Below are 21,152 nucleotides of genomic sequence, written 5' to 3' on the forward strand. Positions count from 1 at the left end.
GGAGATGACCGCAAGAGAGACCACCATCGGCAATGCCCGGGTCGTGCTGGCCGACCGCGTCATCGAGCGCGGCTGGGTCGCGCTCGCCGATGGTCGTGTCGCCGAATTTGGCGAGGGGAGCGCGCCTGCTGGCAGCGAGGATGCCGGCGGCGACCTGATCATGCCTGGCATGATCGAGCTGCACACCGACCACCTCGAAGTCCATTACGTGCCGCGCCCGAAAGTGTTCTGGGACCCGGTTGCGTCCGTCATCTCCTATGACGCCCAGCTCGCGACGTCAGGCATCACCACGGTGCTGGATTCGCTCAGGGTCTGGCGCGAGGATGGCGCCGAGGACGTCGACGGCCGCGCCGGCGTTCTGGCGGCAGCGATCTCGGCGGCGCGCCAAGGCAATCTTCTCCGCGCCGATCACTTCCTGCACCTGCGCTGCGAAATCCCGATGCCCGATGTGGTGGAGGAGGCGAAGGAGCTGATCGATCGGCCCGACGTGCGGCTGATGTCGCTGATGGACCACACGCCCGGCCAGCGCCAGTTCCGCGACGAGGTGAAGCTGCGCGACTATTACCGCGGCAAAGGTGGCGGCATGACCGACGCCCAGCTCGACGAGCTCTTTGCCCGACGCTTCGCCAACCAGAAGGCCTATGCCGCGACCAACATGCGCGCCATCGTTGCGCTCGCACATCAATACAACATCCCGCTCGCGAGCCACGACGACACGACGGAAGAGAATGTCGTCGACGCCGTGCGCGACCGCGTTGCGGTCGCGGAATTTCCGACCACGATGGAAGCCGCGCGCGGCCTGCATGCGGCCGGCATCGACATCCTGATGGGCGCGCCCAATGTCGTGCGAGGCGGCTCGCATTCCGGCAATATCGCGGCCGTCGATCTCGCCCGCGAGGGGCTGCTCGACATCCTGTCGTCCGACTACATTCCTTCGAGCCTGCTGATGGCGGCGCTGCAACTGCCGCGGCACGTGCCGGCGATCGATCTCGCCTCCGCGGTGCGCGCGGTGACGAAGACGCCGGCCGAAGCGGTGGGGCTCACCGACCGCGGCGAGATCGCGGTCGGCAAGCGCGCCGACCTGATCCGCGTGCATGTCGCGCGCGGCTTGCCGGTGGTGCGCAGTGTCTGGCGGGAAGGGGAGCGGGTCGCATGACGGAAGCACCGACGATCGCTGTTGAGAATGCTGCGGAGAGATCGGCTCCGATCGGTCCCGGCCGGCTGGTCCTGGTCGTCGGCCCGAGCGGCGCCGGCAAGGATACGCTGCTCGGGCTCGCCAAAGCAGGCTGCGCCGAGGACGGCAACGTCGTCTTTGCGCGCCGTATGATCACGCGCGAATCCTCGGCTTCGGAAGACAATGAGGAGGTCAGCGCCGAAGCGTTTCGCGACGCGCTGGCGCGCGGCGACTACGCCATGCATTGGGAAGCGCATGGTCACTGCTATGCACTGCCGCGCGCGATCGATGACGATCTCCGCGCCGGCCGCAGTGTGATTGCGAACGTCTCGCGCACGGTGATATCGATCGCCCGCCGCGCCTACGCCAATGTCGTCGTGGTCCAGATCACCGCGCCGCCGAACGTGCTGGCCGAACGACTGGCGATGCGCGGACGCGCCAGCGACGGCCGGATCGAGCATCGGCTCAGTCGCACCGTCGACGAGACGACGGCCGCTCCGGACTTCACCATCGTCAACGTCGGCGCCGCCGACTATCACGCGCGCCAGCTCGCGCGGATCATCATGGGCAGCCGATGGGACGAGTAAACAAGGGAAGCCGATGACACATATCGCGACGATCGAGCAATTGGAGGCGATCTACGGCTTCCCCAACGACGCCTCCACCGTCAAGGTCGCCGACCGCGTCACGCCGCCCTACCGCATCCTGATCGAGACGTCGCCGTTCGCCGCGCTCGCCACCGTCGGTCCCGAAGGTATCGACTGCTCACCCCGCGGCGACCTGCCTGGTTTCGTCCGCATCCACGATGACAAGACGCTGATGATGCCGGATCGTCGGGGCAACAACCGCGTCGATTCGCTCCGCAACATCGTTCGCGATCCGCGTGTGGCGCTCTTGTTCCTGATCCCCGGCTCCGGCACCACGCTGCGCGTCAACGGCCGCGCCCATCTCTCCATCGATCCGGATTTGCTCGCGTCCTTCAAGATGGAAGGCAAGACCCCGCGCTCCGTCATCGTCATGACCGTCAACGAGATCTACTTCCAGTGCGCCCGCGCCATCGTCCGCGCCGACCTCTGGAATCCCGACAAGCGCGTCGATCCCAGGACATTGCCGACCCCGGGCCAGATCCTCGCCAGCATGAGCGAGAACAAGGTCGGCGGCGAAACCTACGACCGCGAATGGCCCGAGCGCGCCCGCCAGACGATGTGGTGACGGTCTACAACGCGTCGCGCTAATCGGAGGCGGTTTTGCCGACCACGCTTTGTCCGGCGACGTTGGTCGTGGGCGTATTGTGGAGTCCGGGCAGTCCGGTCGTCAGCGAAAGTCCAATCAGGGTAGCGACGACTGCAAGCCCGCCGATCATCACTGCATAGAAGCCGGCGCTGTGTCGGGACGTCTGCGGTTCCGGGGTATTCATTATTGGCCTCCGGCAAAGAATGCGAAGACAACCGTCGTGGCTTGAGTGACGTTCCGTGACAGTTCGATGAAATCGCTGAGTGTTGGCGGCGCGATCGGCAACCCGATGCAGATGGGACGGACAGGAACGACCTGCGCGATTCCGAGTTCATCGACCTGAACGTGCATGGCTGCCGCCGGCACAGAACGATGCTCGCAAGATCAGGAAAACCTCGGCCATGACATGGGTCGCGAAACTGCTTCCACGGGAAGAGCAGTTCTTTCCGATGTTTGAAGCGCATGCCCAGGAACTGCTGGCGGGCGCCAACACGCTCTCAGGGCTGCTTCGCACCGGGCCGCAAGCGGCGGCGGATTGCTGCGAGACGCTGACCAGGATCGAGAAGCGCGCAAAGGCCGGCGCCCGCAACACGCTCGACGCCATTCGCGTGAGCTTCGTCACGCCGTTCAATCGCGTCGATATCAAGGACTTGGTGGGGGGCATCGACGATTGTCTCAGGGATATGCGCAGGACCGCCCGCGCCAGCACGCTTTTGAGCGCAACCGCATACGACCCCGATATCCGGCAGACCGGCGGCATACTCGTCGATTGCGCCGAACATATCGCGCGCGCGATGCCGATGCTTCCGGATATCGACCGGAACGTGGGCCAGCTCACCGACATTTGCCGGCACGTCGCCGAGCGGACCGAGCAGAGCGATGACCTGATCGATCACGCACTGACGCGGCTTGCAGGCGACGAAGGGCGACAGGACAACGATGCCGTTCGGCTGTTGATGGCTGCCGCGGTCTACGGACGCCTCGAAGATGTGATGGACGACTTCCAGGCGATCGGAAGCGCGATCCACGACGTCGTGATCGATCAGGTCTAGGTCATCGCATGGACGTCGCACATCTTTCCCTCAGCATAATCATTTGCCTCATCGTGGTGGCCTTGCTGTTTGACATGGTCAACGGCCTCCACGATGCCGCGAATTCGATCGCGACCGTCGTCTCAACCAACGTGCTGTCGCCTCGTTCGGCGGTTCTCTGGGCCGCCTTCTTCAATTTTGTCGCTTTCCTCGTGTTTGGATTGCAGGTTGCGCAGACGATGGGCACCGGCATCGTTTCGGAAAATTCGATCGATGGCCTCGTGCTGTTTGCGGCGTTGATCGGCGCGATTGCATGGGACGTCATCACCTGGGCGGCCGGACTGCCGTCGAGTAGTTCGCACGCCCTGGTTGGAGGGCTCGTCGGCGCGGGTCTCGCAAAGGCGGGAACGGGCGCCATTGTCTGGAGCGGCGTGATCAAGACCGTGGCCGCGATCGTGATCTCGCCGGTCATCGGACTGCTGTTGGCGCTGATGGTCATGGTCGCCTTGTCGTGGACGCTGTTTCGCAACAATCCGTTTACCGTCGACCGCATGTTCCGCGTCCTGCAGTTCTGCTCGGCGTCGCTCTATTCGCTCGGACATGGCGGCAACGACGCGCAGAAAACCATGGGCATCATCGCGGCGCTGCTGTTCACGCAGGGTTATCTCGGCGACAAATTCCGCGTGCCGCTCTGGGTCGTGCTCGTCTGCCACGCAGCAATGGCTGCGGGCACGCTGGTCGGCGGCTGGCGGATCGTCCACACCATGGGTACCCGCATCACCCACATCAAGCCGATGCAGGGCTTTTGCGCCGAACTCGGCGGTGCGGTCACGATCTTCGTCGCGATCGGGATGGGAGCGCCGATCTCGACGACGCACACCATCGCCGGATCGATTGCCGGGGTAGGGCTGGCGCGCAAAGGCTCATCGGTGCGGTGGGACGTCGCCGGCGATATCATGTTCGCCTGGGCCCTGACCCTGCCGGCGGCGGGCCTGATCGCGGTCGCGGTTTATTTCCTGTTCGCCGGCATCGCTGCGATCATGTGAACGGCCGTTCCGGCGCCCGCGTTCGAATGCACCGTGCGGCGGCCCTTGATGCTCCTTTAAGCCTATCGCGGAACCGTGGCGACCGAACTGGTTGGCATCACCGTTTCTTAGCAACTCGGCGGCATGGTGCCGGCCATGAGACTGACAGCCCCGTCCGCCGCCGTGCAGCCAGGCATCCGCCGCGAACTGATCAAATTGCTGTACACGTCGATGCCGCAGGTCATGGCGATCACCGTGACGTCGGGCACCGGTGCGATCGCGCTTGCGCTGGTCAGCGGCGATATCGGCTATGCCCTGATCTCCTGTCTCATTCTGATCACCGCAGGCGGCCGGCTGTACAGCCTGCGCCTCTACAAGTTGCGCGCGCCGAGTTTCTCCGACGAGGACGTGCTGCGCTGGGAGCGCATCTACGGCATTGGCGCGGTGGCGTTCTCTGTCGGCCTCGGTTTGCTCTCGTTCCGCGCGCTCCGCCTTGGCGATGCCGCCGGGGCATGGATGAGCTTCGGGTTGTCGATGTCCTTTTGCGTCGGCATGGTGTCGCGCGCGGCGGTGCGTCCGTGGATCGTGCTGTCGGCATCCGCGGTGCTGTTCGCGCCGACGATCACGGCGGGCCTGCTTCGGCCGGAACTTGCCTACAAGCTCGGCTCCTGCATGCTCTTCCTGTTCTGGGTCATGCTGCGCGAGGCGTCGCGCCATCTCAGCAAGGCGTTCATCGAGCGGCTGGAAGCGCAGCAGGCGCTGGCGCGCCAGGCCCATCATGACTTCCTGACCGGATTGCCGAACCGTGTTGCGTTTCTTTCGGCGCTGGAGAACGCGGCGGGGCGCGTCGCGATCATCGCCATCGATCTTGATGGTTTCAAATTGGTGAATGATCGCCTCGGCCATCACGCCGGCGATGCATTGTTGCGCCAGGTCGCCGAACGATTGACCCACTGCGTCGGGCCGCGGGGCACGGTGGCCCGCTTTGGCGGCGATGAATTCATGCTGCTGCGTCCGGTGGAAGACGGGCCGGCCGGGAGAGAGGCGGCCGTTGCGCTCGCCAAACGCGTGGTCGAGGCCCTGTCGCTGCCCTTCTTCGTCTCGCATGAACCCGCGCGGATCGGCGCCAGCGCAGGCATCCTGGTGACGGAGCTTGCCGCAGAGGCGACGATCGGCACGGCATCGTTGCTCGAACGAGTCGATCGCGCGCTCTACGCCGCCAAGCGCGCCGGCGGCGGACGCTGGCAATGGTCTGGCGATGAGACCACAGTGCTGGATCAGGCGGTTTGAGCCCCAAAGCAGATGAGATCTGGTCGAACTGCATCCGCGATGCACGCCGCGCCCCCTCTCCCGCTTGCGGGAGAGGGTTGGGGTGAGGGTGCCTCTGCGATGGGACTTTCCAAGGAGAGAGCCCTCACCCGGATCGCATCTGGCGATGCGATCCGACCTCTCCCGCAAGCGGGAGAGGTGAAGCAACCCGCAGCCGACTCAATCCAAACTGATCATGTACTACCGGTCGACCTGGTCTTCCCAGTCCTCCCATTCAACATCACTATTGTTTTCCAGATACGCGGAAACGGCGACGCCGACGGTTGGGAAGAAGCTGTTCTCACCAAGCTGTGCCAACAATCCGAATGTCTTCAGCTTGTCCTTTACGGGATCTTTCAGCTCCGCAAAACGAAGCTCGATGCCTTGTGCGTGCAACGTCTCGTCCAGCCTGGCAAGCGTATCGCCGGCGGTGACATCCACGCTGGTGACCGGCTCAGCGGCAACGACCAGCCAGCGCACGGGCGTCGGTGATTTCGCCACCGCGTCCATGACGCGCTCCTTGAAGAACTCGGCATTGGCGAAGAACAGCGGCGCATCCCACCGAAACAGCACCAGCCCGGGAATCTGGCGTGCATCCGGATATCTCGTGATGTCGTGATAGCCTTTGACGCGGTCGGCGCGGCCCAATACGGCCGAGTGCGGACGCCACCCGTCCCATAGAAACTCGGCGATCGCGATGGCGATCGCGAGACCTATTCCCGGAATGACCCCGAGCACGGCCACGCCGGCGAAGCAGACGATCGATAGCCAGAACTCCCACTGCTGGATGCGATAGATTCGTTTGAGGTCGGTGACTTCGAACAGACCGATCGCGGCGGCGATGACGACGGCGGCCAACGCGGCATTGGGCAGATGCCGAAGCAGGTTTGGTGCTGCCAGCAGCAGAAGCGCGATGGCCAGCGCGCCGACCACATTGGTCAGTTGCGTGCGGGCGCCGGCGGCTTCCGCAACCGGCGTCCGCGAACTGCTGCTGCTGATCGGGAAACCCTGGAAGAAACCGGTTGCCAGATTGGCGGCACCGAGCGCCACCATCTCCTGGTTGGGATCGGCTTGCGTGCCCAGCCGTGCCGCGAAGGCGCGGGAAAGCACGCTGGTGTCGGCGAACGATATCAGTGCGACGGCGCAGCCGCCGATGATGACCGGCCAGATGTCGTCATAGCCGATGCGGGGAACGGCGAAGCCCGGCAACCCTTCCGGAAGAGGGCCCAGAACAGTCACGCCGTATCGGGGCCCAAGATCCAGCGCGCCAACGACGAGCGTCGCCCCGACCACGGCAATCAGAATGCCTGGCAGCCGCTTGTTGATCTGGAGCAGGAGAATGACGATCAAGGTGCCGAGCCCAATCCCGAAAGCGACCCAATTTGTCCTGCCTTCAAGGATTGCGCGGCCAGTTGCCCATACGCTCCGCAACAGTCCATCGCTCTCAATCGAGAAACCGAAGAGCTTTGGCAGTTGGCTGACCAGGACGGTCAGGGCAATTCCGTTCATATAGCCGTAGCGTATCGGCTTGGAGAGAAGCTCGGTCACAAAGCCCAGACGCAGGACGCCTGCCAGAATGCATACCGTGCCGGAAACGATCGCCATCATGCCGGCCAGGGCTACGGTGCGTAGAGGATCGCCGCCCGACAACGGAACGACAGCGCCGAGGATGACGGCCGCGAGCGCCGAGTCCGGTCCCAGCACAAGGATGCGGCTGGGGCCGAACAGGGCGTAGACCAGCAGCGGTATGATGGTGGCGTACAGGCCGTAGATGCCGGGCAAGCCCGATGCTTCGGCGTAGGCAATCCCGACCGGGACCAGCATGGTCGCCAGCGCGAGCCCGGCGAAGACATCGTGCGGAAGCCACGCCGCTTGATATCGACGGAGGGTGTCGAGACCCGGCAGCCAGCAGCTCCAATGCTTCATTGCCGGTCGCTACGAATTGCTCTGCTCCTCGAACGCCTTCACCGATACCGCCGCGACCTGCCGCAGCGCCTCGCGGTCGGCGCCGGATGAGGCCATCACGCCCATGCCGGCATTGACGGCGGAGAGATAGCGCGCGAGCGCGGCGGGGTCTGCGGTTTGCTTGAGGTCGCCCTCGGCCTTTGCCCTGACAAAGCGGTCGCGGAGCTGGTTCTCGGTCTCGGCGCGGCGGGCGGCGAGTTCGAAGGGGACGTTTTCCGAGCCGGTGCCGCAGGCAAGGCCGCCCTGAACCAGCAGGCATCCCGGCGGATTGGCGGGGTCGGTCTGCGTGTCGGCGGTGCCCATCAGCATGCGCTCGGCCACCTCGCGGGCGGTCGGCGCACTTAAGATTTCTTCCATCCAGCAGGCACGCTTGGCGCTATAACGATCAAGCGCAGCCTTGAGCAGGCCTTCCTTGCTGCCGAAGGCCGCGTACAGGCTTGGCGGATTTATGCCCATGGCTTCAGTGAGTTGCGCGATCGTCGCGCCCTCATAGCCGTGCCGCCAGAACACTTCCATCGCCTGGTCCAGCGCCGCATCGGCGTCGAACGCCCGGGGCCTGCCCATCGCCATTGCGTGCTCCCTGAAAATTTCTTAACATCCGCTACATAAGTATCTTGCGGACTGGCGTCCAGCTCCACATTTGTAGTGCTCACTACATTATGGAGCGCGCAAATGCCCCCAGCCCGTATTACCCCCCGTTCTGGCCGGTTCCGACGCATCGTTGGCGGTATTGTGATCGTTGGCGCCGTCGTGGCGGCCGGATCGGTCCTTTCCGGCCGCTATTTTCATGCCGCGCAGGCCACCAGTGCGGCCGCTGCGCCGGAGCCCGCCGTCGCCGTGACGGTCGCCGTCATCGAGCCCCGACAGGCCAATCTGTGGGACGATTTCTCCGGCCGGCTCGAGGCCATCGATCGTGTCGAGGTGCGGCCGCGGGTCGCCGGCGCGATCCTTTCGACCAACTTCACCGAAGGTTCGCTGGTGAAGGCCGGCGATGTCCTGTTCAAGATCGATCCGGCGCCTTATGCGGCGGAGGTCGACAAGGCCAGGGCGCAGCTCGAGGCCGCCAAGGCGCGCGTGGTTTTCACGACCAGCGAGCTCGAGCGCGGGGCGCAACTCGTCGGCAACGCCGTCGTGACCCGGCGCGACTATGACCAGCGCGACAACGCCAATCGCGAAGCGCTCGCCAACGTCAAGGCCGCCGAAGCGACCCTGCAAACCGCAGAGCTCAATCTCGGCTACACCGAAGTGCGCGCCCCGGTGGACGGCCGGGTCGGCAAGTTCGAGGTCACCGTCGGCAATCTCGTAGCCGCCGGCACTGCATCGCCGGTATTGACCTCGCTGGTCTCGGTCAATCCGATCTATGCCAGCTTCGATGCCGATGAAGAGGTGGTGCTGCGCGCGCTGCACTCGATCGCCGATGCTTCCGGCACGCGCGGCAATCTCGACCGCATTCCGGTGGAGATGACGACATCAGGCGGCACCACGGCCAAGGGCCACATCCAGCTCATCGACAACCAGGTCAACGGCCAGAGCGGCACCATCCGCGTCCGCGCCGTGTTCCGCAATGATGACGGCCGCCTGATCCCCGGCCAGTTCGCCCGCGTGCGCATGGGCCAGCCGCAGAAGCAGACCCTGGTCATGGTCGATGAGCGCGCGATCGGCACCGACCAGGACAAGAAATTCGTGATGGTGGTCAGCGAGGACAACCGCGCGGTCTACCGGCCGGTCACGCTCGGCGGCTTCGTCGACGGGCTGCGCATCGTCACCTCGGGCCTGCAATCCGGCGACCGCATCGTCGTCAACGGCCTGCAGCGCGTGCGCCCCGGCGCTCTCCTGAAGATGGAAGTCGCCGAAATGGGCGCGCGTACAACCCAGCAGGCCGCCAATGAAGACAATAAGCACGTGGCGCAGCGCTAGAGCATGATCCGGAAAAGTGGAAACCGGTTTTCCGAAAAGATCATGCTCAAACAAAGAGACGAGATGCTGCGCGCAGGGGCACACTTATGAATCTCTCGAAATTCTTCATCGACCGGCCGATCTTTGCGGGTGTGCTGTCGGTCCTGATTTTCCTCGCCGGCCTGATCTCGCTGCTGGCGATGCCGATCTCGGAATATCCGGATGTCGTGCCGCCATCGGTCGTGGTGCGCGCCACTTATCCGGGCGCCAATCCGAAGGTGATCGCGGAGACGGTCGCCACTCCGATCGAGGAGCAGATCAACGGCGTCGAGAACATGCTCTATATGAGCAGCCAGGCCACCACCGACGGCGCGATGACGCTGACGGTGACGTTCCGCCTCGGTACCGATCCCGACAAGGCCACGCAACTGGTGCAGAACCGCGTGCAGCAGGCCGAGCCGCGGCTGCCGGCGGTGGTGCGCCAGCTCGGCATCATCACCAAGAAGAGCTCGCCCGATCTCACCATGGTCGTGCATCTCTTGTCGCCGAACAACCGCTACGACATGACTTACTTGCGCAACTACGCGGTGCTCAACGTCAAGGACCGCCTGGCGCGGATCGACGGCGTCGGTGACGTCCAGCTCTACGGCGCCGGCGACTATTCGATGCGGGTCTGGGTCGATCCGCAGAAGGCGGCCGAGCACGGCCTGACCGCGAGCGACATCGTCAGGGCAATCCAGGCGCAGAACGTCGAGGCCGCCGCCGGCGTGGTCGGCTCCTCGCCCAGCGTCAAGGGCATCGACCTGCAGCTTTCCGTCAATGCCGAAGGCCGCCTCGCCAGCGAGGAGCAGTTCGGCGAGATCGTGGTGAAGACCGGTGCGCGCGGCGAAGTCGTGCGCCTGCGCGACGTCGCGCGCATCGAATTGGGAGCCTCCGAATACGGCCTGCGCTCGTTGCTCGACAACAAGCAGGCGGTCGCGATCCCGATCAACCAGGCGCCAGGCTCCAATGCGCTTGATATCTCCACCAAGGTCCGCGCGACCATGGCCGAGATCAAGAAGAACATGCCTGACGGCGTCAGCTACCAGATCGTCTACGACCCCACCCAGTTCGTCCGCTCCTCGATTGAGGCCGTGGTGCACACGCTGTTGGAAGCCATCGTGCTGGTCGTCCTGGTGGTGATCCTGTTCCTGCAGACCTGGCGCGCCTCGATCATCCCGCTGCTCGCGGTTCCGGTATCGATCGTCGGCACTTTTGCGGTGATGCATGTGTTCGGCTTCTCGATCAACGCGCTCAGCCTGTTCGGCCTGGTGCTCGCGATCGGCATCGTCGTCGACGACGCCATCGTCGTGGTCGAGAACGTCGAGCGCAACATCGAGTCCGGGCTTTCTCCGCGGGACGCCACCTACCAGGCGATGAAGGAAGTGTCGGGCCCGATCATCGCGATCGCGCTGGTCCTGATCGCCGTGTTCGTGCCGCTCGCCTTCATCTCCGGCCTTACCGGGCAGTTCTACAAGCAGTTCGCGCTGACGATCGCGATCTCGACCGTGATCTCGGCGATCAACTCGCTGACGCTGTCGCCGGCGCTCTCGGCACTGCTGCTCAAGGGCCATCACGAGCCCAAGGACAGGCTGACGTTGATCATGGACAAGGGCCTGGGCTGGTTCTTCCGTGGCTTCAACCGGGTCTTCACGCGCTCCTCGGAAAACTACGGCCGTGGCGTGGGCAAGGTGATTTTCGGCAAGGCCGCCGTGATGGGCCTCTATGTGCTGCTGATCGGCGTCACCGCCGTGCTGTTCAAGCAGGTGCCGAGCGGCTTCGTCCCCGGCCAGGACAAGCAGTATCTGGTCGGCTTCGCGCGGCTGCCCGACGGCGCGACGCTCGATCGCACCGAGGAGGTCATCCGCAAGATGAGCGACATCGCGCTGACCCAGCCCGGCGTCGAAAGCTCGGTGGCGTTCCCGGGATTGTCGATCTCCGGCTTCACCAACTCCTCCAACGCCGGCATCGTGTTCTCGACCCTGAAGCCGTTTGACGAGCGCAAGGATTCTTCGCTCAGCGGCAATGCGATCGCGGCTGAGCTGAACAAGAAATACGCCGGCATCCAGGAAGCCTTCATCGCGATGTTCCCACCGCCGCCGGTCAACGGTCTCGGCACCATCGGCGGCTTCAAATTGCAGATCGAAGATCGCGCCGGCCTCGGCTATGACGCGCTCAACGAGGCCACCAAGGCGTTCATGGCGGCGATGTCGAAGGCGCCGGAGATCGCGGGCCTGTTCTCGAGCTTCCAGGTCAACGTGCCGCAGCTCTATGCCGACATCGACCGCACCAAGGCGCTGCAGCTCGGCGTGCCCGTGACGGAGGTCTTCAACACGCTCCAAATCTATTTGGGCTCGTACTACGTCAACGACTTCAACAAATTCGGCCGCACCTATTCGGTCTATGTCCAGGCCGACGCGCCGTTCCGCGCCCGCGCCGACGATATTAGGCAGTTGAAGGTGCGCTCGTCCTCCGGCGACATGGTGCCGCTGTCGGCGCTGCTCAAGATCCGCCAGAGCGCAGGTCCCGAGCGTGCGATCCGCTACAACGGGTTCCTGTCCTCGGACATCAACGCCGCTGCGGCGCCCGGCTATTCGTCCGGGCAGGCGCAGGAAGCGGCGACGCGGATTGCCGCCGAAGTGCTGCCGCCGGGCTTTGCCTTCGAATGGACCGACCTGACCTATCAGGAGTTCATCGCCGGCAATTCCGGCATCTGGGTCTTCCCGCTGGCGATCCTCTTGGTGTTCCTGGTGCTGGCCGCGCTCTATGAAAGCCTGACGCTGCCGCTCGCGATCCTCATGATCGTGCCGATGGGACTATTGGCGGCGATGTTCGGCGTCTGGCTCTCCGGTGGCGACAACAACATCTTCACCCAGATCGGCCTGATCGTGCTGGTGGGATTGTCGGCGAAGAACGCGATCCTGATCGTCGAGTTCGCGCGCGAATTGGAATTCGCCGGCCGTTCGCCGATCCGCGCCGCGATCGAGGCGAGCCGCTTGCGTCTTCGCCCGATCCTGATGACGTCGATGGCGTTCATCATGGGGGTGCTGCCGCTGGTGCTGTCGACCGGGGCCGGCTCCGAGATGCGGCGCGCGATGGGTGTCGCGGTGTTCTCGGGTATGATCGGCGTCACGATCTTCGGTCTGTTCCTGACGCCGGTCTTCTATGTGTTGCTTCGCAGCGCCACCGGCATGAAGCCGCTGACGCATCACGGCGAGGCCACCATTCCTGCAAAGGCACACGCGGCATGATGCCGCGTGTGCCCAGAGCTTCGAGTCTGATGGAATCAGGATCGAAGCTCTGAATTCCTGTTTGACGCGTTTTCTTCATGCGAACCGGTGTCCACCTGGCTCGAAAACGCTCTCAACCTTAATGTCAGGCGGCGAGGTCCTGCAGCAGTTTCGACGAGCCGCGGATCAGCACCTTGCGTCCGGCCGGCGTTAACGCAAGCGAATCGCCGCGCATCGCCACGAGCCCGAGCGTGATCAGGCTTTCGACCGCAAACCTGCCTATTCTCGAAGGGTTTGCTGCAGGTGCACGCAACGCCTTGAGAACTTCCCACTGATCCGTTGTCAGCTCGTAGTCGAATTCGTCGTTCATGGTCCCTCGGATTCGTTAACCATCGACGGGGCGCGTCTTACCCAGCGCTCGTGAAGAACATGCGACCAGATCGAGTCAGGATTTCGAATTACGGGGAAAGACCGTCACATCATCGTGTGGCTGGAATTTCTCAATAACTTCAAGACATCCATTGAATCTTAACCACGCGGATTTTGGCGCCCGTAGCCCGGGTGGAGCGCAGCGCAACCCCTGCATCCATCTTCGCTCGCGCTTCACCCGTGCTACGGCAGCTTTCGCGTTCAACCGCGCCGTACGCTGGCACCGCCATCCACCGGCAAGGTTACGCCGGTAATAAAACTCGCTTCATCTGAAGCCAAAAACAGCGCGGCGTTGGCGACGTCCCAGCCGGTGCCCATCTTCTGTCGCAGCGGCACCTTGCTGTCGCGCTCGGCCTCGACCTCGGCGCGGCTCTTCCTGAATTCGCGGGCGCGGGTGTCGACTGCCATCGGCGTGTTCATCAGGCCGGGCAGGATCACATTGGCGCGAATGCCGTATTGCGCGTTCTGATAGGCGAGCTGTTCGGTAAAAGCGATCATCGCCGACTTCGTCGCTTTGTAGGCGACGTAAGGATAGGTCGTGATCGCGGCCATCGAGGAGATGTTGATGATGGCGCCGCTTCGCTGGGCGCGCATGATCGGGATCACGTGCTTGGCGGCGAGGATGCAGCTCTTGAGGTTGATCGCGACGCAGCGATCGAATGCCTCCTCGCTGATCTCGAGCAGTTCGGCATCGCCGCCAGCAAGGCTGACGCCGACATTGTTGTGCAGGATGTCGACAGTGCCCCAGCGCTGCTGTGCATCCGCCACCATCGCCTTGATCTCGGCGTTCTTGGTCACGTCAGCCTTGAAGGCTGCAGCAGTGCCGCCCTTCGCCGCGATCATGTCGACCGTCTCCTGCGCCGAGTCGAGATGGTGATCGACGCACAGCACCCTGGCGCCTTCGCGCGCGAAGGTGAGCGCGGTGGCGCGGCCGTTGCCGATGCCCTCGCCGGGGCTCTGGCCGGCGCCGACGACGATGGCGACACGATCCTGAAGGCGCATCCCGTTTCACTCCCGCTGTCGGACTCTTGTCCGTTGCCGCCACCGTTTCAAAGATGCGCCATGTCGGCAAGGGGGCTGAGAGGGGGCGGAGAATGCTGTGAGATATGCCGTCAGGCCATGAATGCAGCCCTGTCAATGCATAGCAAAATCAGTGCATGCTATGTGCAAACAACACAAGCGGCAGGGACGGGGAGCAAAGCATGGCGGTGATGGACGTTGGACTTGATGACAAGTACTGGTTGGACGTCAAACGCATCTTCCTTTCCGGTACCCAGGCGCTGGTCCGGCTCCCCATGTTGCAGCGCGAACGCGATCGCGCGCAGGGACTCACCACCGCAGGTTTCATCTCCGGCTACCGCGGCTCGCCGCTCGGCATGTACGACCACACATTGTGGCGGGCGAAATCCTTCCTCAACCAGCACGACATCGCCTTCGTCCCCGGTCTCAACGAGGATCTGGCGGCGACGGCGGTGTGGGGCAGCCAGCAGGTCGGCATGTTTCCGGGCGCCAAGGTCGATGGCGTGTTCGGCATCTGGTACGGCAAGGGCCCCGGCGTCGACCGGTCGCTCGATGCGCTGAAGCACGCCAATTCGGCCGGCACCTCGAAGAACGGCGGCGTGATCGCGCTCGCCGGCGACGACCATGGCTGCCAGTCCTCGACGCTGGCGCACCAGAGCGAGCAGGTGTTCGCATCGGCGCTGATGCCGGTGGTCAATCCCGCCACGCTGCAGGACTATCTCGACCTCGGCATCCTCGGCTTCGCGCTGTCGCGCTACAGCGGCTGCTGGGTCGGCTTCAAGGCGATCTCGGAGACGGTGGAAAGCTCGGCCTCCATCATCAGCGATCCCGACCGCATCCGGATCGTCACGCCTGACGATTTCGAAATGCCGCCGGACGGCCTCTCCATCCGCTGGCCGGATGCGCCGCTCGATCAGGAGCGGCGCCTGCACGGCCCGAAGATGCAGGCCGTCGCCGCCTTCGCCCGCGCCAACCGCTTCGACCGCATCGTGCTCGACTCCAGGCCGGCGCGGCTCGGCATCATGGCGACAGGCAAGGCCTATCTCGACCTCCGCCAGGCGCTGGCCGAGCTCGGCATATCAGATACCGAAGCGCAGGCGCTGGGCCTGCGCATCTACAAGGTCGCGCTTACCTGGCCGCTCGAGGAATCCGGCGCCCGCGCCTTCGCCGAGGGCCTGCAGGACGTGCTCGTGGTCGAGGAGAAGCGCGGCTTCATCGAGGACCAGCTCGTCCGCATCCTCTACAATGTCGATGCGCCGAAACGCCCGTCGGTGGTCGGCAAACGCGATGAGAGCGGCGCGGTGCTGCTGCCGAGCGAGGGCGAATTGACGCCGACCATGGTCGCCGCCGCCGTTGTCGCGCGTCTGCGCAAGCTCGGCCATCGCAGCCCGATGCTGGAGCAGCGCCTGGCCAAGCTCGAAGCCTTTGATCGGCCGGTGGAGGGCATCGGCGCGGCCAAGCTGCAGCGCACGCCGTATTTCTGCTCGGGCTGTCCGCACAACACCTCGACCAAGATCCCGGAAGGCAGCCGCGCCATGGCCGGCATCGGCTGTCACGGCATGGCGCTGTCGATCCCGGCGCGCCGCACCGCCACCATCTCGCATATGGGCGCGGAGGGCGTGGCCTGGATCGGGCAGGCGCCGTTCACCGACGAGAAGCACGTGTTCCAGAATCTCGGCGACGGCACCTACACCCATTCCGGCCTGCTGGCGCTGCGCGCCGCGGCCGCCGCCGGCGTCAACATCACCTACAAGATCCTCTATAACGATGCGGTCGCGATGACCGGCGGCCAGCCCGCCGAAGGCAGCTTCACGGTGTCGCAGATCGCGCACCAGGTCGCGGCCGAAGGCACCAGGCGCATCGCCATCGTCTCCGACGATCCGACCAAATATCCCGCCAACTATTTCCCCGCCGGTGCCACCATCCATCATCGCCGCGAGCTCGACGCCGTGCAGCGCGAGCTCCGCGAGATCGCCGGCCTTACGGTGTTGATCTACGACCAGACCTGCGCGGCCGAGAAGCGCCGGCGCCGCAAGCGCGGGCTCTATCCCGATCCGCCGAAGCGCGTCTTCATCAACGAGCGCGTCTGCGAAGGCTGCGGCGATTGCTCGGTGCAGTCGAACTGCGTCTCGGTGCAACCGCTCGAGACCGAACTCGGTCGCAAGCGCCGCATCGACCAGTCCAACTGCAACAAGGATTTCTCCTGCATCGAAGGGTTCTGCCCGAGCTTCGTCACCGTCCATGACGCGAAGCTGCGCAAGGCCGACCGCACTGCCGCCGATCCGTCGGCGCTGTTTGCCGACCTGCCGACGCCGAAGCCTCAGACGCTTTCCAGTCCCTACAACATCCTCGTCACCGGCATCGGCGGCACCGGCGTCATCACCATCGGCGCGCTGCTCGGCATGGCCGCCCATGTCGAGGGATTGGCCTGCTCGACGCTCGACTTCACCGGCCTGTCGCAGAAGAACGGCGCGGTCATGAGCCATGTCCGCCTCGCCCCGAGTGCGGAGGATCTCGCCAGCGTCCGCATCGCCGCCGGCGGCGCCAATCTGATCCTCGGCTGCGACATCGTGGTCGCGACCAGCGTCGCGGCGCTGAGCCGGGCCGAGCGCGGCGTCACGCGCGCCATCGTCAATGCCGACCTGCTGCCGACCGCCAGCTTCGTGATGAATCCCGACATCGATTTCGAGGCGGGTGCGATGCGCGACGCGCTCAATGAGGCCGTCACCTCGTCCGATCTCGACATCCTCGACGCCACCGGGCTTGCCACTGCGCTGATGGGCGACAGCATCGCCGCCAACGCCTTCCTGCTCGGCTTTGCCTTCCAGCGCGGGGCGGTGCCGCTGTCGCTGGAGGCGCTGCTGAAGGCGATCGAGCTCAACGGCGCCGCGGTCGAGATGAACAAGATGGCCTTCTCCTGGGGCCGGCTCGCCGCGCATGATCTGGCGCGCGTCGTCAGCGCCGCCCGCTTCAAGACCTCGAGCGCGGCGCCGGCCCGGCGCACGCTGGATGAGACCATCGCCTTCCGCGCCAAATTCCTCACCGACTATCAGGATGAGGCCTATTCGCAGCGCTACCTCGCCGACGTCGCGCGGGTGCGCGCCGCCGAGACGGCAGCCGCTCCCGGCTCGCATGACCTGACGGAAGCGTTTGCAAAAGGGCTGTTCAAGCTGATGGCCTACAAGGACGAATACGAGGTCGCCAGGCTCTATTCCGACGGCGAGTTCGCAAAAGCGCTGAAGGAGCAGTTCGACGGCGAGCCTGGCCTGAAGGTGCTGCTCGCCCCGCCGCTGTTTGCGCGGCGCGACAAGGTCACCGGGCATCTGCAGAAGCGCGAGTTCGGGCCCTGGGTGTTCAGCGCGTTCAAGCTGCTGGCGCGGCTGAAGGGCTTGCGCGGCACCGCGCTCGACATCTTCGGCTACACCGCCGAGCGGCGGATGGAGCGCGCGCTGCCGGGCGAGTATTCGGCGATGATATTCCGCCATCTCGACAGCAAGCTGCACGATCTGCCGCGGCTGGTGGCGCTGGCGAAAGCTGCCGAACTGGTGCGCGGCTACGGTCACGTCAAGGAAGCCAGCGTCGCGCGCTACCGCCAGGAATGCCAGCGGCTGGAGGCCGCGATCGGCCAGCCGGTCGCACAGGCGGCCGAATAGTTCCGTCCTGGCTGGTCCTCGGCCGCAGCAAGCAACCTGCGGCCATCACCTTCGTTGATCGGTAACCGTGCCCCCAGGATCGGCTGGAATTGTCCGGCCGGCCCACTACATGATGGGCATGTTCCATTTTGAGTCATTTCGGAGCGTCCGGTGATCTCCAGAAATGCAGTTCTTGCCGCCGTTGGCACCGCCGCCGTGGTCCTGAGCGTCCCGGCGATGGCGGACGAGTATCGTCCCGGCGACTATTTCAATCTCGACCTCTCCAAAGCTGTGCTGTCGCCCAGGCGCCTCGGCCCGCCCACCGAGTTCGCGCGGGTTCCCGTCGAAGCCAAGACCGATCGCAACGACGCTGCGCGGGTGGTCGCGGAACCCAAGCCCGTACCCACGACAACGGTCAGGGCAGCGCGCGCTGCGCCAGAGCGGTCGGCGCGCACCGAGCGCCGCGCTCCCGCCCGCGCCAGGCTCGCCCGCCGCCACAGCAACCCGCTCGACGCCCAGGCCCGCGACACCCGCATACAGACTTGGCCCTGTCGCACCGGCGGCATCTGCAACTGGCGCTGACCGGGCCGCATACTCCTGTAGAAGACCCACAGAAAAAGACCCACCGACAGTAGACCCTCATCCTGAGAAGCGCGCAGCGCGTCTCGAAGGATGAGGCCCGGCTGTGAGATCGGGGCCACATCCTTCGAGACGACCGCTTCGCGGTCTCCTCAGAGGGGATACAGTTGGACGCGCTGCTGCAATGTTCTCCTCCATGTTCTGCCGCGCCCCGTCAGTCCCACGAGTCATCCACCCGTCGTAAAACCGTAAGTCGGGAGTCAAACAGCGCAGGCAACCTTCGTCGTGATTCGATGGAGATCCTGCTAGATGACGACGCGCGGCAAGCGCGGCCTGACCCGGCGCCAGCTTCTGATCCGCTCGGGCTCGACTGCCGCGCTCGCAGGTCTCGGCACGCTCGCAAAGCCCTATCTCAGCCGCGCTGCCGATCGCCCGCAGCTACGATGCGGGATTCAATCGGGCGACGTCTCTGATGATGCGGCCGTGATCTGGTCGCGCGCCGACCGCGCCGCGCGGATGCAGGTCGAATGCGCAGCCGACGGGAACTTCAAGAGCATTTTGCGCACGGCTTCGATGGACGCGGTGGCGTCGTCCGACTTCACCGCAAAGCTCCTGCTCGACGGCTTGCCGCCGGGACAGGACATCTTCTATCGCGTTCGCTTTGAATCATCCGACGGGCTTGCGGGCGAAGTGCGAACCGGCCACCTCCGCACGGCGCCGGTGACACGCCAGTCGATCTCCTTCGTCTGGTCCGGCGATACCGTGGGGCAGGGCTGGGGCATCGATCCCGCCCGCGGCGGCCTGCGCAGCTATCGCACCATGCTGGAGAACCGTCCCGACTTCTTCATTCATTCCGGCGACCACATCTATGCCGATTGTCCGGTGCCGTCTGAATTGCCGCTGCCGGACGGCACGCGGTGGCGCAACATTGTCACCGAGGAGAAGTCGGCCGTTGCCAGGAGCCTTCCGCAGTTTCGCGGCAACTACAAATACAATTGGTGTGACGCGAACTTCCGCGCCTTTCACGCGGAAGTGCCGATGTTCGCGCAATGGGACGATCATGAGGTTTGCGACGACTGGTCGCCGATCGGCAGCGCTGACGAGACCGGTTATGCCGAGGACGGCTCTTCGCTTCTGGTGGCGCGGGCGCGCCAGGCCTTTCACGAATTCATGCCGATGCGCGCGATCGCTGCGCAGGATGGCCGCGTCTATCGCAAGATCGCCTATGGCCCGCTGCTCGATGTGTTCCTGATCGACATGCGCTCTTACCGCGACTCCACCTGGAACAAGGGCGATGGCCGCTACAGCTTCATCCTCGGCGAGAGGCAGTTGGCATGGCTGAAGCGCGAACTCGTCGCCTCCAGCGCCACCTGGAAGGTGATCGCCGCGGATTTGCCGATCGGCCTCATCAGCCTCGATGCAGTCGCGCTCGGCGGCGGCCCGCCGGCGCGGCGCGAGCACGAGATCGCCGATCTGTTGTCCTTCATGAAGCGCGCCGGCATCCGCAACACGATCTGGCTCACCGCCGACATGCATTACACCGCGGCCCATCATTACGATCCGAACCGCGCCGTCTTCCAGGATTTCGAGCCGTTCTGGGAATTCGTCTCCGGCCCGCTGCACGCCGGCACCTGGTCGCCCGGCGTGCTCGACAACACCTTCGGCCCGAAGGCGATGTATCAGAAGGGCTGCAGCGCGGAGCAGGGCGACAATCTCGCCCCGTGTTTCGGCCTGCAATTCTTCGGCCGCGTCGACATCGATGGCGAAAGTGAAGTCATGACGGTGACGTTGAAGGATGTCGACAACCGCGATCTGTGGTCCGTCGACATCGCGCCGCGGCCGGATGCGCGGCCCGGCAAGATCATGGCCGAGCATATTTGATTTGCCGCCACGTTCCGACCTCATCCCGAGGAGCCGCGAAGCGGCGTCACGAGGGATGGGCCACGGGCTCCTTACTCTGCGTCATTCCGGGGCGCGACGAAGTCGCGAACCCGGAATCCATTGAGCCACTTGCGCAAGTAGAGACATGGATTCTCTGATGTGCAATTGCACATCATAGCTCACGCTGCGCGTGCCCCGGAATGACGGAGCGAGAAAATTCGTCAATGATTCCAAGGTGATTTTCCCCGTCCAGCCCTCGCAGAAAAAACATTCCGCTTTCGCCGTCGGGCAAATCAGTGATTTAACTCCGCGCGTCTCACCCAGATGAGGGGCGGCTCGCGATCGTCACGAACGTTGCGGTGAGATGCGGTGGACGAGTGTGTCACGACTGACGAGCGTGGCATTCACGGACGGCGAAGTCGTGTGGTTCTGGCGCCCCGACGCTGGCGCTAAGTTCGCGAGCAGCAAGAGCTGCCGCGGGCGACGGTGGCAAGAAAGCCCGGTCACCGAGAAGAGCACGAAGTAAGCCGTAAACCATCGCGCAGGGAAAGCCGGAGTTGCTCCGGTTGACCTGTGGTCCTACCCCCGTGCTTTTTGTTGCACGGGGCCCACGGGTGCGACCGGCACCCGGCTTTCCCTGCGCCCTCACTTCGATGAGAGCGTAAAACGAGGCGCAAGACTCGGGCAATCCATGCCGCGAGAACGCGACC

Annotated in this window: 16 protein-coding genes; 11 read left to right on the forward strand and 5 right to left on the reverse strand. The window is 64.6% G+C overall.

The window, feature by feature from the left end; genetic code table 11:
• Positions 1-4 precede the first annotated feature (4 nt).
• Genes I6F35_RS29275 through I6F35_RS29285 form a run of 3 tightly spaced genes read left to right on the forward strand, consistent with a single transcriptional unit; the run spans position 5 to position 2,386 of the window.
• Complete coding sequence (locus I6F35_RS29275; RefSeq protein WP_225121127.1) at positions 5-1,156, forward strand: alpha-D-ribose 1-methylphosphonate 5-triphosphate diphosphatase; 1,152 nt, start codon at positions 5-7, stop codon at positions 1,154-1,156.
• A complete protein-coding gene (gene phnN / locus I6F35_RS29280) occupies positions 1,153-1,761 on the forward strand; it encodes a phosphonate metabolism protein/1,5-bisphosphokinase (PRPP-forming) PhnN (RefSeq protein WP_225121128.1) in 609 nt (202 codons plus the stop codon). Before I6F35_RS29275 ends, phnN begins: the two co-directional genes overlap by 4 nt.
• A gap of 13 nt (positions 1,762-1,774) precedes the next feature.
• The gene (locus I6F35_RS29285; RefSeq protein WP_225121129.1) at positions 1,775-2,386 is read left to right on the forward strand and encodes a pyridoxamine 5'-phosphate oxidase family protein; all 612 of its coding nucleotides are present in this window, start codon (positions 1,775-1,777) and stop codon (positions 2,384-2,386) included.
• A gap of 19 nt (positions 2,387-2,405) precedes the next feature.
• Here I6F35_RS29285 and I6F35_RS29290 read toward each other — a convergent pair whose 3' ends face one another.
• Positions 2,406-2,591, reverse strand: coding sequence for a hypothetical protein (locus I6F35_RS29290; RefSeq protein ID WP_225121130.1), 186 nt, complete (start codon positions 2,589-2,591; stop codon positions 2,406-2,408).
• A gap of 217 nt (positions 2,592-2,808) precedes the next feature.
• Here I6F35_RS29290 and I6F35_RS29295 point away from each other — a divergent pair, with 217 nt between their 5' ends.
• The 3 genes from I6F35_RS29295 (at position 2,809) to I6F35_RS29305 (ending at position 5,753) form a co-directional block, all read left to right on the forward strand.
• The gene (locus I6F35_RS29295) at positions 2,809-3,459 is read left to right on the forward strand and encodes a DUF47 family protein (RefSeq protein ID WP_225121131.1); all 651 of its coding nucleotides are present in this window, start codon (positions 2,809-2,811) and stop codon (positions 3,457-3,459) included.
• A gap of 8 nt (positions 3,460-3,467) precedes the next feature.
• Positions 3,468-4,484: an inorganic phosphate transporter gene (locus tag I6F35_RS29300; protein WP_225121132.1), complete on the forward strand. Its 1,017-nt coding sequence runs from the start codon at positions 3,468-3,470 to the stop codon at positions 4,482-4,484.
• 135 nt (positions 4,485-4,619) lie between these two features.
• Positions 4,620-5,753, forward strand: a complete 1,134-nt coding sequence (locus I6F35_RS29305) for a GGDEF domain-containing protein (RefSeq protein ID WP_225121133.1) — start codon at positions 4,620-4,622, stop codon at positions 5,751-5,753.
• A 219-nt stretch (positions 5,754-5,972) separates the two neighbouring features.
• Here the strand turns inward: I6F35_RS29305 and sulP are convergent, their stop codons facing one another.
• Both sulP and I6F35_RS29315 read right to left on the reverse strand, forming a co-directional pair.
• On the reverse strand, positions 5,973-7,697 hold the full coding sequence (gene sulP, locus I6F35_RS29310) for a sulfate permease (RefSeq protein WP_225121134.1): 1,725 nt from the start codon (positions 7,695-7,697) through the stop codon (positions 5,973-5,975).
• A 9-nt stretch (positions 7,698-7,706) separates the two neighbouring features.
• Entirely contained in the window at positions 7,707-8,306 is a 600-nt protein-coding gene (locus I6F35_RS29315; RefSeq protein WP_225121135.1) for a TetR/AcrR family transcriptional regulator, read from the reverse strand.
• Positions 8,307-8,408: 102 nt separating this feature from the next.
• Between I6F35_RS29315 and I6F35_RS29320 the strand changes: the two genes are divergently transcribed.
• Entirely contained in the window at positions 8,409-9,653 is a 1,245-nt protein-coding gene (locus I6F35_RS29320; RefSeq protein WP_225121136.1) for an efflux RND transporter periplasmic adaptor subunit, read from the forward strand.
• 86 nt (positions 9,654-9,739) lie between these two features.
• The gene (locus I6F35_RS29325) at positions 9,740-12,922 is read left to right on the forward strand and encodes a multidrug efflux RND transporter permease subunit (protein ID WP_225121137.1); all 3,183 of its coding nucleotides are present in this window, start codon (positions 9,740-9,742) and stop codon (positions 12,920-12,922) included.
• Between the two features lie 124 nt (positions 12,923-13,046).
• On the opposite strand, the gene I6F35_RS29330 is transcribed toward I6F35_RS29325, so the two are convergent.
• Both I6F35_RS29330 and I6F35_RS29335 read right to left on the reverse strand, forming a co-directional pair.
• Entirely contained in the window at positions 13,047-13,271 is a 225-nt protein-coding gene (locus tag I6F35_RS29330; RefSeq protein ID WP_225121138.1) for a hypothetical protein, read from the reverse strand.
• A 260-nt stretch (positions 13,272-13,531) separates the two neighbouring features.
• Complete coding sequence (locus I6F35_RS29335) at positions 13,532-14,332, reverse strand: SDR family NAD(P)-dependent oxidoreductase (RefSeq protein WP_225121139.1); 801 nt, start codon at positions 14,330-14,332, stop codon at positions 13,532-13,534.
• 200 nt (positions 14,333-14,532) lie between these two features.
• Here I6F35_RS29335 and I6F35_RS29340 point away from each other — a divergent pair, with 200 nt between their 5' ends.
• The 3 genes from I6F35_RS29340 to I6F35_RS29350 all read left to right on the forward strand — a co-directional run bounded on the left by I6F35_RS29340 (position 14,533) and on the right by I6F35_RS29350 (position 20,442).
• A complete protein-coding gene (locus I6F35_RS29340; protein WP_225121140.1) occupies positions 14,533-18,003 on the forward strand; it encodes an indolepyruvate ferredoxin oxidoreductase family protein in 3,471 nt (1,156 codons plus the stop codon).
• A 150-nt stretch (positions 18,004-18,153) separates the two neighbouring features.
• A complete protein-coding gene (locus I6F35_RS29345; RefSeq protein WP_346283210.1) occupies positions 18,154-18,564 on the forward strand; it encodes a hypothetical protein in 411 nt (136 codons plus the stop codon).
• A 306-nt stretch (positions 18,565-18,870) separates the two neighbouring features.
• The gene (locus tag I6F35_RS29350; RefSeq protein WP_225121141.1) at positions 18,871-20,442 is read left to right on the forward strand and encodes an alkaline phosphatase D family protein; all 1,572 of its coding nucleotides are present in this window, start codon (positions 18,871-18,873) and stop codon (positions 20,440-20,442) included.
• The last annotated feature ends 710 nt before the right edge of the window (positions 20,443-21,152 follow it).

Source organism: Bradyrhizobium sp. BRP22 (assembly GCF_020194175.1).
GTDB lineage: Bacteria > Pseudomonadota > Alphaproteobacteria > Rhizobiales > Xanthobacteraceae > Bradyrhizobium.

Coding starts and splice junctions, on each gene's coding strand:
- I6F35_RS29325 (WP_225121137.1), top strand. CDS start 9,740: ATGAATCTCTCGAAATTCTTCATCGACCGGCCGATCTTTGCGGGTGTG.
- I6F35_RS29300 (WP_225121132.1), top strand. CDS start 3,468: ATGGACGTCGCACATCTTTCCCTCAGCATAATCATTTGCCTCATCGTG.
- I6F35_RS29275 (WP_225121127.1), top strand. CDS start 5: ATGACCGCAAGAGAGACCACCATCGGCAATGCCCGGGTCGTGCTGGCC.
- I6F35_RS29290 (WP_225121130.1), bottom strand. CDS start 2,591: ATGAATACCCCGGAACCGCAGACGTCCCGACACAGCGCCGGCTTCTAT.
- I6F35_RS29330 (WP_225121138.1), bottom strand. CDS start 13,271: ATGAACGACGAATTCGACTACGAGCTGACAACGGATCAGTGGGAAGTT.
- I6F35_RS29315 (WP_225121135.1), bottom strand. CDS start 8,306: ATGGCGATGGGCAGGCCCCGGGCGTTCGACGCCGATGCGGCGCTGGAC.
- I6F35_RS29295 (WP_225121131.1), top strand. CDS start 2,809: ATGACATGGGTCGCGAAACTGCTTCCACGGGAAGAGCAGTTCTTTCCG.
- sulP (WP_225121134.1), bottom strand. CDS start 7,697: ATGAAGCATTGGAGCTGCTGGCTGCCGGGTCTCGACACCCTCCGTCGA.
- I6F35_RS29285 (WP_225121129.1), top strand. CDS start 1,775: ATGACACATATCGCGACGATCGAGCAATTGGAGGCGATCTACGGCTTC.
- I6F35_RS29320 (WP_225121136.1), top strand. CDS start 8,409: ATGCCCCCAGCCCGTATTACCCCCCGTTCTGGCCGGTTCCGACGCATC.
- I6F35_RS29305 (WP_225121133.1), top strand. CDS start 4,620: ATGAGACTGACAGCCCCGTCCGCCGCCGTGCAGCCAGGCATCCGCCGC.
- I6F35_RS29340 (WP_225121140.1), top strand. CDS start 14,533: ATGGCGGTGATGGACGTTGGACTTGATGACAAGTACTGGTTGGACGTC.
- I6F35_RS29335 (WP_225121139.1), bottom strand. CDS start 14,332: ATGCGCCTTCAGGATCGTGTCGCCATCGTCGTCGGCGCCGGCCAGAGC.
- I6F35_RS29350 (WP_225121141.1), top strand. CDS start 18,871: ATGACGACGCGCGGCAAGCGCGGCCTGACCCGGCGCCAGCTTCTGATC.
- phnN (WP_225121128.1), top strand. CDS start 1,153: ATGACGGAAGCACCGACGATCGCTGTTGAGAATGCTGCGGAGAGATCG.